We start from the raw sequence: 13,886 nt of genomic DNA on the forward strand, positions 1-13,886 counted from the left end.
GACGAAAACATGACGCTTGTAACGACAGAGCGTGACGATGCGGGCATTGTGACAATGACGCTCAACGCGCCAGAAACCCGCAATGCCATTTCGGACATGCCCATGATCGAGGCAATTCTTGCCGCGCTGACCGAAGCGCAGGCTGATCCGGAGGCCCGGGTGATTTTGCTGACGGGGGCGGGGGCCGCCTTTTCCTCGGGCGGGAACATCAAGTCGATGTCGCCGGGACAGGGGCTGGTGGACAAGGTTCCGGCGATCACGCGGCGCAACTACCGGGCCGGGATTCAACGGCTGCCGCTTGCGTTCGAGGATTGCGACCTGCCCATCGTCGCCGCCGTCAATGGCCCGGCGGTCGGCGCCGGTTGCGATCTGACACTGATGTGCGATCTGCGTATCGCTGGCGCGTCTGCGACGTTCGCCGAAAGCTTTGTCCGCATCGGCATCGTGCCGGGCGATGGCGGCGCGTGGCTGCTGCCGCGCGTGGTGGGTTTTGCGCGCGCCTCGGAAATGGCGCTGACCGGCGACACGATTGATGCGCAAACCGCGCTGAGCTATGGGCTGGTCAGCCGCGTCGTTCCAGACGACGAGCTGTTGAATGAAGCGCGCGCCATCGCCGGACGCATTGCCGCTAATCCGGGTCATGCCGTGCGCATGACCCGCCGGCTGCTGCGTCAGGCCTATAATCGTGATCTGTCCGTCACGCTGGAGCTATCATCGGCCATGCAGGCCCTTGCGCATGAAACCGATGACTACACCAAGACGCTTGCGGCCATGCGCGCGCGCATCGAGAAGTCCAGATCATGACCGGCGCGCTTGACGGGATCCGGGTGCTCGATCTTTCTCGGGTTCTGGCAGGGCCTTGGGCCACGCAGATTCTGGGCGATCTGGGGGCCGAGGTGATCAAGGTCGAACGACCCGGCGCGGGCGACGACACGCGCGCTTGGGGGCCGCCTTCGGCCGAGCTGGGCGGAGAGCAGTTTTCAGCCTATTACCTGGCCTGCAACCGCAACAAGCAATCTATCGCCATTGACATGGCCCGGCCCGAGGGGGCGGCGCTCATCCGTCGCATGGCCCGCGAGGCGGATATCCTGGTCGAGAATTTCAAGACCGGCGATCTGGCGCGTTACGGGCTGGACTATGACAGCTTGCACGTGATCAACCCGCGGCTGATCTATTGTTCCGTTACAGGGTTCGGTCAGACCGGACCCTATGCCGGGCGCGGCGGCTATGATTTTCTGGTGCAGGGAATGGGCGGACTGATGAGCGTCACCGGCAACTCTGCCGACGACCCGGTGAAGGTCGGCGTGCCGGTCATAGATATTTTTACCGGCCTCTACGCCACCATCGCCATTCAGGCCGCCCTGCGCCACCGCGAACGCTCCGGTGAGGGGCAGTACATCGATTGCGCCCTGCTGGATACTTCTGTCGCCATTCTGTCCAATCAGGGGATGAACTGGCTTATCGGCGGCGTGACGCCTCGCCCCATGGGCAATTCACATCCCAATGTCGTGCCCTACCGCGCCTTTGCGACGGCTGACGGGCATATCATCGTTGCCGTGGGTAACGACAAACAGTTCGCTGCGCTGTGCCGGGTGCTGGGCCGGGCCGACCTGGTCCAACACCCCGAATATCTGACCAATGAACTGCGCAATCGCAACCGCGCGATGCTGGAGCCGGAACTTGAACGCGAGATCGCCAACTGGAACAGCCCTGAACTTCTTGCCGCGATGGAGGCTGCCCGAGTGCCGGGCGGACCGATCAACCGCATCAATGAGGTTTTTGCCGACCCGCAGGTGCAGGCGCGCGGCATGGTCGTGCCCGTCGCCACCTCTGCCGGACAAGAAACGCCACAGGTCCGGTTTCCTCCGATCATGACTGCCTCACCTGCCACGATCCGGCGCGCACCACCGGCGCTTGGGGCTGATGGTGCGGCGATATTGCGTGGTCTGGGGCTCGACGACGCCGAAATACAGCAGCTTATTACGGTCGGGGTAATCTGCATACCTGAGCCAAATCAAGGGAGAAAATGACAATGACTCACCCCACCTTCATCCTGAACGGAGAGGCCAGGGACACGGGAACCCTGGGAACGTTACCGTTGATGGACCCGGCGACCGAAACCGAAATCGCCCAAATCCCCAAAGCGGGCCGGGCCGAGGCGATCGAGGCCGCGCGACTTGCCGCCGAGGGCTTTGCCGAGTGGTCCGTCGTTTCGCCCTTTGAGCGCAGCAAGATCCTGCGTGCCGCGGCGGCGATCATGCGGGAACAGGCGGAGGCCGCCGCCGCCGACATGACCCGTGAGCAGGGCAAGCCCCTGGCGCAGGCGCGGGGCGAATGGATGGTTTCCGCCGATTGCCTCGAATGGTTTGCCGAAGAGGGGCGCCGCACCTATGGACGCCTCGTCCCGTCGCGGGCGGCAAACATGACATGGACCGCGCATCAGCGGCCCGTCGGGCCGATCGCGGCCTTCACGCCCTGGAACTTCCCCGCCTTCACGGTGATGCAGAAACTTGCGCCGGCGCTGGCAGCGGGCTGCTCCGTGGTCCTGAAACCGGCGGAGGAAACGCCAATGACGGCGTGGCGCATCTGCCGGGCGCTGCTTGACGCGGGATTGCCGCCCAAGGCCATCGGGTTGATCTGGGGCGATCCGGCGGAAATTTCCGACACGCTGATCAAGGCGCCGGAGATCCGCAAGGTTTCCCTGACCGGGTCCATCCGCGTCGGACGCCTGCTCGCCAGCGCCGCCGGCCATGAGCTCAAGAAGGTCACGATGGAACTGGGTGGCCATGCGCCGGTGATCGTTGCCCGAGATGCCGATCTATCCCAGTTGGTTCCGCTGGCGGCAGAGTGGAAGTTCCGAAATACTGGGCAGGTCTGCGTTTCGCCGACGCGGTTTCTGGTCGAGACCCCTCTCTATGACGACTTCGTTGCAGGTATGGCCGAGGCGGCCGCGAAAATTACCGTCGGCAACGGGGCAGACCCGAAGACAGTCATGGGGCCGCTGACAACCGCGGCGCAGTTGACCAAGGTGCAGGGGCTTTACGACGACGCTGTCGCCAAGGGCGCTCGTGTCGCCGCGGGCGGTGAACGGATCGGCAATCAGGGCTGGTTCTTTGCCCCGACCGTTCTTGCGGACATGACGACAGACATGCGCGCCATGAACGAAGAGCCCTTCGGCCCCCTGGCCCTGGTGGCAAAGGTCGATAATATCGACGCCGCGCTGGCAGAGGCGAACCGGATGCCGGTCGGGCTCGCATCCTATGCCTTTACGGAAAATTCACGAACACGGCATCGCATCGTTTCCGGCATCAAGGCCGGGATGCTGGGCGTCAATCATTTCGCCTTGGCGATGCCCGAGACACCTTTCGGTGGTGTGCTCGACAGCGGAATGGGGTCGGAAGGGGGGATAGAAGGCATAAGCGCCTATCTGACACCGTTCCTGGTCACCGCACGGGAATCATAGTGAAACCCTGAGCAGGTTCCGAAAGTCTACGGAAACCAATGTCATCAATGCCCGCCCCCATCCAGATGGGGGAGGGCATTGCAGCAAGATCATGCTTCAGGCGTCTCTTGCGCAAATGCGCCGACGGTGGGCGCTGAAAGTCCAGGCACGCCGTCCCAGCAACCACCTTGTGATCATCGGCAATGACCTGATTTTCGACGATCGGCACCTCATGCGCGTATCATTATCATCGCCGCTCGGCATCGCGTGCTCGTCGCACATCTGCTCCCGGCCCGGCGCATGCTCGACAGGGATGCGCTACGCGCGATATTTCACTTGTTGAAATTCAATTTCATTGACAGCATGCCAATCGTCTGTGACGATGGAGCTGTCAAAATGCGGATTCCCGTGGGTAGCTTCGGAGGAACGTTGGGGCGGAATGACAACCTGGGCCGTCGGCTTTTCAGGCGCATTGTGCAGCAGGCCAAGGATTGCCCGCTCATCCCCGGCAACCCGCGTGAGCTGAGCATGTATCCGGCAGGGCTGCCCTCGTATCTCGAGGAATGCGAGAAGTCGATCGCAGAGGGGCTCTCGGGTTTCCAGAGAGCTTAATGGACGGGTGTCTGGAAAATGGTCGGTAAGCCACACAGCGCCACAAGGGTTCGGACGGCTGAATGGCCGCGCGGCCCTTGGGAAACTGGGCGACCACCTTGAACTTCGAGAGACGGCTTCTGGACCGATCGGTTCCGATGCCCGAGCGCAGTAAAACACAAAAGGGAAGGAGAAGAGATTATGCGTCTCGCAAACAAACTTACGGTCATCACCGCTGCCGCATCCGGCATGGGCAAGGCCGCCGTGGAACTTTTTTCGAAAGAGGGCGCGCGCGTTGCGGCGATCGACCTCAATGAGGAAGGACTGGCTTCGCTCAAGGCGGAGATGAAGAAGAAAGGCTTCGACATCGTCACCATCGCCGCCGACCTGTCGACGGAGAGCGGCGCACGCGACAGCCTTAACGCCGCCGTCAAGGCGTTGGGCGGCCTTGATGTTCTCTGGGCTCATGCGGGGATACCCGGACCGGCTGGCATCGAACAAGTGGACATGGCGGCGTTTCGCAAGTCGCTCGCCGTAAATGTCGAAGCCGCAGTCATTGGGGCCGGCGAGGCGGTGGGCCACATGCGTAAGCGCGGGGGCGGCTCAATCATTTTCACCAGCTCGATATCCGGACTCGTGGGGTCCATGTGGAGCCCGCTCTACTCCGTTGCCAAATTCGGTATCGTCGGCCTGACCAAATCCCTCTGCCAGACCTACGCCCCCGACAATGTGCGCGTGAACGCGATCTGTCCCGGTCTGACGGAGACGCCGATGGCCTTGGAATTCACCAGCCGGAAGGGTGATCCGGACGAAGCCGCCAGAAACAAGGAGATGATGATCAATTCCGTACCGTTGAAACGGCTCGGGCGTCCCGAAGATATGGCGCAGGCCGCCCTGTGGCTGGCCTCGAACGACTCTGCCTACGTCACAGGTGTCGCTCTTCCCGTGGACGGGGGGTTCACCGCGAAATAACGATTCTGCGCGTGCGTTGCAGCGAAGCGGGGGGGCGAAACATCGCTCGACACGATTGGCGGCGAGGGAAGCAACAGATGTCCGCCGTACCGAAGGCCCAGATGGAGTTTGCACCGGAGTACGATAAGCCGGTGCGCTACATGCATCGCACGCGGGAATGGTATCTCAGACATTCTCATCTAGGAACATGCGTTGCGGAAACCATCTCGGCCAGTGGTCATGTGCGACCACACGAAAAGGCCGCACATATGGAAGCAAGCGATCCGATCAAAATATCTGTAAAAATCACTTGCAAGTGGGAGCCGTCCACATATGGAACTATATCTGAAGGTCCGTCTGGCTTGCTCGGAAGGTATGAGCCGACGCCAGGCTGCAACGTCTCTCAACATATCGCGCGACAGCGTTGCCAAGATGCTGTCGTATTCGACGCCACCATTCGCCGTCGATCAGAACGTGGGTCGTTTTCATTCTATGTTCCTGCATTTCACTTATTGAAATACGATTTCAATAAATAGATCTCGCTGAGATCGCTACGGCGAAAACAGAAAAAATGAACTCCGCGCTATTTCATCTAGTGAAGCAAGGTTTCAATTGATTCGAAAGTGGTTCTGTGCTCGGATGCGCCGGGTCGCTGATCCACGTCGGCTGGGACCGACATCGCAAGAATGCGCGGACAGTTGAGTTGGAGGGCGACTGCAGACAGACGCGATGATTGATCGAAGACGACCAGTAGGAGGAGCAAATGGTCGAACTGAAAAGACGAACACTCATGAAGATGCTGGGTGCCGGTGCGACCGCAGGTGCGCTCGGCGCGCCGATGATCGCTCGGGCGCAAGGCGCGCCGTACAGGATAGGTTTTGTTTCTGCCCTTTCCGGCCCGTCGGAAATGCTAGGCCGAGGCATGCTCGAGGGCGCGACGATCGCGATCGAGCGCATTAACTCCTCGGGTGGCGTCAATGGTCGGCAGATCGAACTTGTCGTGCGCGATGACAAGGGCAAGCCTGATTCAGGTACCGTGGCCGCTCGCGAACTGATCGGCGAGGGTTGCCATCTCCTGATGGGAGTTTCCTCAAGCGCGGTAGGGTTGGCAATCACCGCAATCCTTCCGCAAGAGAACGCGGTTCTGCTGACGGCAGCCGCGCACTCGCTGCGCCTCACGCACGAGGACTTCAACCGCCACTATTTCCGCATCACCGACAATCCATACATGCGGCAGCGCGCGCAGGCGAAGCTGATGGCGGAGCTGCATCCGGAGGTCACGAGCTGGGGCGGCCTGATCCCCGACCACGAATATGGTCGCTCGACCTGGGATTCGTTCAAGCACGGGCTGGAAGCCTATTATCCCGAGATCGCCAAGAGCGAGCCGACGATCTCGAATCCTATCATGTGTCAGTACGGCGGCAGCGATTATCGGAACTATGTTGTCTCCGCCATGCGCGATCCGGCCGTCGGTTTCCTGAATTCTATGTACGGAGGCGACGCGATCACGCTCTTCCAGCAGGCAAAGCCATACGGCTTCTTCCAGAAGAAGGCGCTAGTTGTCGACACTGCCAACGAGTTCATGGTGGCGCGCGCGATGAAGTCGGAAATGCCTGACATGTGGACCGGTGCGCACTGGTATTTCGGCGCTTTCAAGGGCAACCCGTTCAATGACGAACTTTACGCCAAGTATGTGGAGCGCACCGGCAACAAGTTTCCCGACGGCTTCGTTGCGGAAGGCCACGCCTGCATCCTGGCCTATGCCGAGGCGCTGAAGACGGCGCCCGAAGGCAATACGGAAGACATCATCGCCGCGCTGGAAGGGATGACCTTCGAGACAGCTACCGGCCTACGCACAATCCGTCCTGAAGACCATCAGGTGATCAAGCCGGTCATCCTCTACCGGGTCCGCGGTACCAATACTGCCGACGGGATCGAGGTGGTCGAGTACCGGACCATCCCCGGCGACCAGGTGATGGATAAGCCTACACCTGGCGCGCCGGTCGTTTGGTGATCTGCACCGGAGGTGCCAGGTGCCTGGCGCCTCCGGCAGCCTCGATTTCGAGGTGTTGAGCACTGCCCGGCGTGAATAAAAATGAATTATGAACCGGTAGTCATTTTGTTATTGACGGTCTCCCGCAATTGTGGTCTTTTTGATCAGCGAAGGACGAACGGTCCAGGGAGTGGCGCCGTCGCCGGAGGAGGAGATACATGACGTATGAAAGCTACCGCGAGCTCGGTCTCGAAATTCGTGACCGTGTGCTGACGATCACGCTTAATCGCCCGGATAAGGCCAATGCCGTCAATGAGCCGATGCACGAGGAGTTGGCGCGCATTTTCCAGGATGCGGCGCTCGACGATGACGTCGACGTGATCGTATTGACCGGCGCCGGCCGCGCCTTTTCCGCTGGCGGCGACGTCGACTGGTTTCAGAAGATGATCGACCAGCCCTCTGCGTTCGAAAAGACCGCTGCCGAGGGGCGCCGTATCGTCTTCTCCATGCTCGATTGTGAAAAGCCGATAGTCGCCAAGGTCAACGGCCATGCGGCCGGGCTCGGTGCTACCATGGCGCTTTTTTGCGACGTGATCTTCGCATCCGATAAGGCGAAGATAGGCGATCCTCACGTTTCGGTCGGCTTCGTTGCCGGTGACGGTGGCGCAGTGATCTGGCCGCAGCTGATCGGCTATGCCCGTGCCAAGGAATATCTGATGACGGGCGAATTGATCCCCGCTACCTATGCCGCGCAGATCGGCCTGATCAATTATGCCGTTTCCAACGAAGAGCTTGATGTGCGGGTCGATGAATTCGTCGCCCGCCTTCAGGCCGGCGCCAGGAAGGCGATCCGCTGGACCAAGGTTTCGGTCAATATCGGATTGAAGCAACTCGCCCACAGCATGATGGACGCCTCGCTCAGCCTAGAGGCGCAGTCGAACATGACCGACGACCACCAGGAAGCCGTCAACGCGTTCCGCGAAAAGCGAACGCCGGTTTTTACCGGTCGCTGACGGCCGGCCGAGCTACCGACAGGAAAATCACTGATGAATTTCGATGAGTCCGAACATATCACGATGATCCGTGAGACGTTGCGCCGTTTCGTGGAGGCGGAGATGCCGCGCGAGCTTGCTCGCAAATGGGACAAGGAAAATCACTTCCCGCGCGACGTCTACAACAAGCTCGCCGCGCTCGGCATAATGGGCCTGACGGTCGATGAGGAATATGGCGGCAGCGGCCGCGACATTCCGGCAACGATGATCGTCATCGAGGAGCTTGCCAAGCGCAGCCTCGCCGTCGCCGTGCCTTACATCATGTGCGCCTGTTACGCCGGCATGAACATCGCCGAATGTGCCTCCGTAGAGCAGAAAAGGACGCTGCTACCGAAGATTGCCACCGGCGAGCTGATGTTTGCCTACGGCTGGACGGAGCCGGACATTGGTGCCGACCTCGCTTCGGTCAAGACGACGGCGGTTCGTGAAGGGGATGAACTCGTCATCAACGGCGCCAAGCGCTTCTGCTCGGGCGCCGGCATTGCCGACTACATCTATGCGCTGGTCCGCACCGGCCCGGCGACGGAGCGATACAAGAACCTCTCGATCGTGCTGATCCCGCCGACCGCACCGGGGGTGTCGATCGTCGGCCTCGAATGCATGGGCATGAAGGGTGCGGCAACGACGGACGTCTCCTTCATGGACGTGCGCGTTCCCGCCGCCAACGTCATCGGCGGCGAGGAAGGGTGGAACCGGGGCTGGGACTTCATCGTCGGCTCAGGGCTCGACGTCGAGAAGCTGGAAGTCGCGGCTCTTGCGCTCGGCATCGCCACCGCCGCTGTCGACGATGCCTGGGAGTATGCGCAGGAGCGCCGCCAGTTCAATAAGCCGATCTGTGCCAACCAGTCGATCCGCCATCAGCTCGCCGACATGAAGACGTCGCTGCATGCCTGCCGGCTGATGATGATGCATGCCGCCTGGCTCGCCCAGGAGGAGCGCCCCTGCCGCGTCGAGACGTCGATGACCAAGCTCTACGTCTGCGATACCGGCAAGAAGATTGCCCAGGACGCCCAGACGATCTTCGGCGCCTACGGCTACTCCAAGGAATTCGACGTCGAACGCTATGTCCGCGACAGCCTGCTGATGCCGATCATTGGAGGATCTTCGGCAATCCAGCGCAACAACATTGTCAACTGGATGGCGCTGCCGAAAGGCTGACGCCGAAAAGGCTATTCTGGAGGAGGACCCGGACATGGAAAAGCGAGACAGGGTAAGTTTCGATTTTTCCGGTGAGGTGGCCGTCGTCACCGGGGCCGCAAGCGGTATCGGCAAGGAGGTTGCCCGCCAGCTCGTTGCCGCGGGAGCTACGGTTTATGTCAACGATCTCGACCCGGCCAGGGTCGGGGCCGTGGCTGCCGAACTCGGCGACAACGCCATTGCCGCCGCTGGCGACGTAACCGTGCTTTCGACCGCGACCAGTATCGTTGAAGCTGCCAAGGCGAAATTCGGCAAGCTCGACATTCTGGTCAATAGTGCCGGGATCGCCGACGAGATGGTGCCGACACTCGAGCAGGACCTTGACCGCTGGCAACGCGTAGTCGACGTCAGTCTGCGCGGTAGCTACCTCATGTCGCGAGAGGCCGGCCGCCTGATGACGGCGGCGCGCTCGGGAAAGATCATAAACTTCGCATCCATCGCCGGCGTCGTCGGGCTGCCGGGGCGCAACGCCTACAGCGCGGCCAAGGCCGGGATCGTAATGATGACGAAGACGATGGCGGCCGAATGGGGCGGGCTCGGCGTTCGCGTCAACGCGATCGCGCCCGGCTACATCGAGACGCCGATGGTCGACGACCTGATGAGCCGTGGCCGCATCACCGATGAGATGGTGCACAGCCGCACGCCGCTGCGCCGTTTCGGCGAACCCTCCGAAATCGCAAAGCCGGTTCTGTTCCTCTGTTCGTCGGCTGCCTCCTACGTGACCGGTGCGTGCCTCTCGGTCGATGGCGGATGGGCCGCGTTCGGCGGCATCGCGCTTCCAGTTGCGGAGTGAGACCGGTGAACGAAGACATCTCCAGCGCCACACGTCCGCTGCCGGCCGACATCGAATGCCGCACGCCACTGCAGCTTCTCGCCCGTAACGCGACGCTCTATCCGAACAAGCTCGCAATCGTCGCAGAATCCTGCACGGGCACGCAGGTGAGCCTGACCTATTCGGCGCTTGCCTGGCATGTGGACAAGGCTGCCGAGACCCTGCGCGGTGCCGGCCTCTCGCGCGGCGAGCACCTTGGCATCCTGCTCACCAACGCTTCGGCATTGGAATATCTGTGCCTCGCCTTCGGCGCCATGCGCCTAGGTGGGGTCGTCGTGCCGCTCAATGCCCGTTTTGCCGATCGTGAACTCGTAGCTGCGATCGAGGACATGGACTGCGTCGCGCTCGCCTATGGCAAGGAGTTCGCCGCCCGCGTATCCGCCTTCATCCCGACGCTTGCCGTTGCGCCGCGGCTGCGAATCCAGGTAGGAGCCGGTGCGGATGGCGATGCGCTTGACTGGCAGACGCTGATGGATGCCGGCCGCGCCGACCGCAGTGGATTTCCGGAGGTCGGCGAAGACGACCTTGCCGACCTGTTGCTGACCTCCGGCACGACCGGACGTTCCAAGGGCGTAATGCTGACCCATGGCAATGCCGTGGCGACCGGTGTCGCGGTAGCGGGCGGGCTGTCGCTACGGCCGGACGACATCTACCAGAGTCCGTTCCCGCTGTTCACCAGCTCCGGCTTCCACTTCAACATTATGGCGACCTGGTGGGCCGGTGCGACGCTGGTCATCGAACCGGGCGTAGACGTCGAGGCGACGCTTGCCCGCATGACACGCGAACGCACCACGGTCTATTGCGCCGTGCCGGCCGTCTACATCTTCATGCTCGAGCGCTATACGGCCGGCATTCACGACCTCTCGGCCATGCGCGTTTTCGACTACGGCGGGGCGCCGATGGCGCGCGAGGTGATCCGCAAGCTCGCTGACACCTTCCCGCACGTGGAATTGCGCCAGACCTACGGTCTGACGGAGGCGGGACCGAGCGGAACCTTCCTTGCCGGATGCGATGCGATTGGCAAGCTCGGCTCGATCGGGACGGCGATGCCGCTCTGCGAGACGACGGTCAGAAAGAGCGACCTCAGTCACGCGAAGCCCGGCGAGACCGGCGAGATCGTCATGCGTGGTCCAACCGTCATGCAGGGCTACTATAAGCGCCCGGAGGAAACGGCGAAGTCGCTGCACGACGGCTGGCTGTGGACCGGCGATCTCGCGACCCTCGATGAAGACGGCTACATCTTCTACCTCGACCGCAACAAGGACGTGATCATCCGTGGTGGCTTCAACATCAGTTCGATGGAAGTCGAGAACGCGATCTTCGAGCATCCGGACGTCAAGGAGGCGGCGGTTGTCTCCATACCCCATGACAAGCTGGGAGAGGACCTGTGCGTCTTTGTCGTGGGGCGCGAAGGGGCTGTGCTCGATGCGGAGGAACTGACGGCGTTTTGCAAGGTACGCATCGCCGACTACAAAGTGCCGCGCCGGTGGACTTTCGTGAGTGAACTGCCGCGCAATCCCACTGGCAAGATTCTCAAGAACAAGTTGCGGGAGCAGGCGCGCGGATTGAACGCCTAGATTCCAATTTCTGAATTGTCGCGACCAACAGGAGGAGCAAATGGTTAGGACAACGAGACGTAACGCACTGAAACTGCTGGGTGTCGGGGTTGCGGCGGGCGCACTCGGCATGCCCTGGGTCCGCAACGCCCAAGCGAGCGGTCCCTACAAGATCGGCTTCCTCGGTTCGCTCAGCGGTCCGGCGGAATCGCTTGGCGCTCCGATGCTGGAGGGTGTGAAGATCGCCGTCGAGGACATCAACGCCGCCGGCGGCACCAATGGGAGGCAACTTGAACTGGTGGTCCGCGACGACAAGGCCAAGCCCGATGTCGGCACGGCGGCGGCGCGCGAGCTTGTCGGGGAAGGTTGCAGCATGCTTCTCGGCGTCGTCTCGAGCGCGGTCGCGCTCGCCGTCAGCGCCGTCCTCCAGCAGGAAGATGCCGTTCTGATCACCTGTGCGGCCCATTCGATGCGGTTGACCAAGGAAGACTTCAACCGCAACTACTTCCGCATCACCGACAATCCTTTCATGCGCCAGCGTGCGCAGGCCCATGTCATGGCCGAGCGGTTTGGCGAAGTTACCACCTGGGGCGGCTTGATCCCGGATCACGAATACGGTCGTTCTACCTGGGAATGTTTCGACAACGGACTGAAGACCTACTATCCGGAACTCGCCAAGGCCGAGCCCACGATCTCCAAGCCGGTCATGACAACCTACGGCGGCAGCGACTATCGCAACTTCGTGGCGTCTGCAATGCGCGATCCCGCGGTCGGTTTTTTCGTTTCCGCCTATGGCGGCGATGCCATCACCATGTACCAGCAGGCGCTGCCCTACGGCTTCTTCAAGAAGAAGCACCCGATCGTCGATGCGGCCAACGAATTCATCGTCGCCCGCGCGATGAAGGAAAATTTCCCCGAAATGTGGATTGGCTCGCACTGGTACTCGGGCGCCTTCACCGGCAACCCGATGAACGACGAACTTGCCCGCAAAATGACCGAGCGCACGGGTATCAAGTTCCTCGACGGCTTCATCGGCGAAGGCTATTCCGCCGTCCGCGCCTATGCCGAAGCACTGAAGACTGCCGATAGCGGCAAGACGGCAGACGTGATCAAGGCGCTCGAAGGCCTCACCTTCGACAGTCCGACGGGCAAGCGCACGATCCGCGCCGAGGATCACCAGACGATCAAGCCGGTCGTGCTCTACCGCGTTCGCGGCGCGTCCAACGCTGACGGCATCGAGGTGGTCGAGCATCGGGTGATAGACGGAGCGACCGTGATCGATCCGGCAACACCGGGTGTCAAGCTGACATTCTGAGTCACCGGAAGGCGGCAGCCAATGGCTGCCGCCTTCCGCCTGATAGATTTATTTTGCGGAGAGGTCCCTCCAATGGTGGGCGATTTTCTACTGGTCGGTTTGAACGGCATGACCTGGGCGATGGCGGTTTTCCTAGTCGCTGCCGGGCTCACGCTGATCTTCGGCATTCTTCATATCCTGAACTTCTCCCATGGCGGCTTCGTCATGATCGGCGCCTACCTAACCTACACACTGATCAATCAGACGAGCGGGCCGACTGGAATATTCGTGTTCCTTGCCGTTGCCGTCCTGTGCGCGGCCGTGGTTGGCGTGCTCGGCTACGTGATCGACCGGACGGTGTTTGAGCGGCTGAAGGCCGTCGATGATTCCTATTCGCTGATCGCCACCTACGCGATGCTGATCCTTTGCGAAGGCGGGGTCAAGCTGGTATGGGGTCCGGATTTCATCGCGTTGCCCCCGCCTGCTGGCCTCGACGGGGCGCTGCTCCTCGGCGACCTCTTCATCCCGTCCTATTCGCTCTTCGTGATACTTTCCGGCATCGTCGTGTTTCTGGTTCTCGACTTCTGGATCCACCGCACACGTTCGGGCAAGGTGATGCAGTCCGTCGCCCTCGATCCGTGGATGGCGAACGTGCTCGGCATCAACATCAATGCCATGTTTACCACCGCCGTCGTCGCCGGCTTCGCACTAGCGGGGCTCGCCGGCGGGTTGCTGGCCCCGAACCAGAGCCTCTCGCCTGGGCTCGGCGGCACTTACATCATCCAGGCTTTCGGCGTGATCATCGTCGGTGGCATCGGCAATGTCCGTGGCGCCTTTATCGCGGCACTGGTCCTCGGCATGATCGATGCCTTTGGCACCGTCTATGTGCCAGAATACCCTGGCATTTTCTTCTACATCGCCGTTGCCGGTATCCTGATGTACCGACCGCAAGGCCTTCTGAGTGGGATTCGTTGAACC

General features: G+C 61.5%; 11 protein-coding genes. All 11 read left to right on the forward strand.

What is annotated here, in order from left to right:
• Positions 1-9 precede the first annotated feature (9 nt).
• The 11 genes from ABK249_RS27830 to ABK249_RS27880 all read left to right on the forward strand — a co-directional run bounded on the left by ABK249_RS27830 (position 10) and on the right by ABK249_RS27880 (position 13,883).
• Positions 10-804 carry a crotonase/enoyl-CoA hydratase family protein gene (locus ABK249_RS27830; RefSeq protein ID WP_210057173.1) on the forward strand — a complete coding sequence of 265 codons (795 nt, stop codon included), beginning with the start codon at positions 10-12 and terminating at the stop codon, positions 802-804.
• Positions 801-2,030: a CaiB/BaiF CoA transferase family protein gene (locus tag ABK249_RS27835; RefSeq protein ID WP_210057175.1), complete on the forward strand. Its 1,230-nt coding sequence runs from the start codon at positions 801-803 to the stop codon at positions 2,028-2,030. Before ABK249_RS27830 ends, ABK249_RS27835 begins: the two co-directional genes overlap by 4 nt.
• Before the next feature lie 2 nt (positions 2,031-2,032).
• A complete protein-coding gene (locus ABK249_RS27840; RefSeq protein WP_210057176.1) occupies positions 2,033-3,463 on the forward strand; it encodes an NAD-dependent succinate-semialdehyde dehydrogenase in 1,431 nt (476 codons plus the stop codon).
• Positions 3,464-4,234: 771 nt separating this feature from the next.
• Positions 4,235-5,005 carry an SDR family NAD(P)-dependent oxidoreductase gene (locus ABK249_RS27845; RefSeq protein WP_210057178.1) on the forward strand — a complete coding sequence of 257 codons (771 nt, stop codon included), beginning with the start codon at positions 4,235-4,237 and terminating at the stop codon, positions 5,003-5,005.
• A 742-nt stretch (positions 5,006-5,747) separates the two neighbouring features.
• Positions 5,748-6,998: an ABC transporter substrate-binding protein gene (locus ABK249_RS27850; protein WP_210057180.1), complete on the forward strand. Its 1,251-nt coding sequence runs from the start codon at positions 5,748-5,750 to the stop codon at positions 6,996-6,998.
• 197 nt (positions 6,999-7,195) lie between these two features.
• On the forward strand, positions 7,196-7,990 hold the full coding sequence (locus ABK249_RS27855; RefSeq protein WP_210057182.1) for an enoyl-CoA hydratase/isomerase family protein: 795 nt from the start codon (positions 7,196-7,198) through the stop codon (positions 7,988-7,990).
• A 33-nt stretch (positions 7,991-8,023) separates the two neighbouring features.
• Entirely contained in the window at positions 8,024-9,187 is a 1,164-nt protein-coding gene (locus tag ABK249_RS27860; protein WP_210057184.1) for an acyl-CoA dehydrogenase family protein, read from the forward strand.
• A 34-nt stretch (positions 9,188-9,221) separates the two neighbouring features.
• A complete protein-coding gene (locus ABK249_RS27865; protein ID WP_210057186.1) occupies positions 9,222-10,019 on the forward strand; it encodes an SDR family NAD(P)-dependent oxidoreductase in 798 nt (265 codons plus the stop codon).
• Between the two features lie 5 nt (positions 10,020-10,024).
• The gene (locus ABK249_RS27870) at positions 10,025-11,635 is read left to right on the forward strand and encodes a class I adenylate-forming enzyme family protein (RefSeq protein ID WP_210057188.1); all 1,611 of its coding nucleotides are present in this window, start codon (positions 10,025-10,027) and stop codon (positions 11,633-11,635) included.
• Between the two features lie 40 nt (positions 11,636-11,675).
• On the forward strand, positions 11,676-12,929 hold the full coding sequence (locus tag ABK249_RS27875; RefSeq protein WP_210057190.1) for an ABC transporter substrate-binding protein: 1,254 nt from the start codon (positions 11,676-11,678) through the stop codon (positions 12,927-12,929).
• Positions 12,930-13,001: 72 nt separating this feature from the next.
• Positions 13,002-13,883 (forward strand): branched-chain amino acid ABC transporter permease, encoded by an 882-nt coding sequence (locus ABK249_RS27880; protein WP_210057192.1) that lies wholly within the window; start codon positions 13,002-13,004, stop codon positions 13,881-13,883.
• Positions 13,884-13,886 lie beyond the last annotated feature (3 nt).

The organism is Neorhizobium phenanthreniclasticum (assembly GCF_040066075.1).
In the GTDB taxonomy this organism is placed as follows: domain Bacteria; phylum Pseudomonadota; class Alphaproteobacteria; order Rhizobiales; family Rhizobiaceae; genus Neorhizobium; species Neorhizobium petrolearium.

Coding starts and splice junctions, on each gene's coding strand:
- ABK249_RS27860 (WP_210057184.1), top strand. CDS start 8,024: ATGAATTTCGATGAGTCCGAACATATCACGATGATCCGTGAGACGTTG.
- ABK249_RS27880 (WP_210057192.1), top strand. CDS start 13,002: ATGGTGGGCGATTTTCTACTGGTCGGTTTGAACGGCATGACCTGGGCG.
- ABK249_RS27835 (WP_210057175.1), top strand. CDS start 801: ATGACCGGCGCGCTTGACGGGATCCGGGTGCTCGATCTTTCTCGGGTT.
- ABK249_RS27865 (WP_210057186.1), top strand. CDS start 9,222: ATGGAAAAGCGAGACAGGGTAAGTTTCGATTTTTCCGGTGAGGTGGCC.
- ABK249_RS27830 (WP_210057173.1), top strand. CDS start 10: ATGACGCTTGTAACGACAGAGCGTGACGATGCGGGCATTGTGACAATG.
- ABK249_RS27875 (WP_210057190.1), top strand. CDS start 11,676: ATGGTTAGGACAACGAGACGTAACGCACTGAAACTGCTGGGTGTCGGG.
- ABK249_RS27850 (WP_210057180.1), top strand. CDS start 5,748: ATGGTCGAACTGAAAAGACGAACACTCATGAAGATGCTGGGTGCCGGT.
- ABK249_RS27845 (WP_210057178.1), top strand. CDS start 4,235: ATGCGTCTCGCAAACAAACTTACGGTCATCACCGCTGCCGCATCCGGC.
- ABK249_RS27855 (WP_210057182.1), top strand. CDS start 7,196: ATGACGTATGAAAGCTACCGCGAGCTCGGTCTCGAAATTCGTGACCGT.
- ABK249_RS27840 (WP_210057176.1), top strand. CDS start 2,033: ATGACTCACCCCACCTTCATCCTGAACGGAGAGGCCAGGGACACGGGA.